We start from the raw sequence: 525 nt of genomic DNA, 5'->3' as shown, positions 1-525 counted from the left end.
GGGGGGGGGGGGGGGGGGGGGGGGGGGTGCTGGCGGTGCTCACTTTCTATATCAGCCTTAGCGCCGTGTGGACCTTTATCGGCACCATCGGCAGCGCGGCGGGGCTGAGCCCGACGCAGGTCGGTCTGGTGCTGGCGGCGGCGACGGTTTGCGGCATTATCGGCGCCGGCGGCGCGGCCCTGCGCGGCACCCGGCGGGCCGATCGTTTACCGGTGTGGCTGGGCTACGGCCTGTTGATCGTCAGCGTTGGGCTGCTGATCGGCCAGCCGCTGCTGGTGCGTTACGCCATCGCGGCGCTGCTGTTTAAGTTCACCTGGACCTTCGTGCTGCCCTTTATTCTCGCCCGCGTGGCCGGGCTCGATAACAGCGGTCGGCTGATGAACAGCATCAATCTGGTGATCGGCGGCGGCATGGCGGCTGGCCCGGCGCTTGCGGGGGCCTTACTGCAACACTTCGCCAGCGCCGACCCGCTGCTGGCGGCGGCAGGCGTCTGCGCGCTGCTGTCACTGATTTTAATTGTGGCGG

At 68.8% G+C, this 525-nt stretch carries 1 pseudogene; it reads left to right on the top strand.

Annotated elements, in window-relative coordinates:
* Positions 1–525, top strand: a pseudogene (locus HMPREF9538_RS23430) (MFS transporter); the annotation flags it as partial.

Source organism: Klebsiella sp. MS 92-3 (assembly GCF_000195655.1).
GTDB classification, from domain to species: domain Bacteria; phylum Pseudomonadota; class Gammaproteobacteria; order Enterobacterales; family Enterobacteriaceae; genus Klebsiella; species Klebsiella pneumoniae.
The sequence above is the reverse complement of the archived record's forward strand: the minus strand, read 5'-3'. Positions and strand labels throughout refer to the sequence as shown.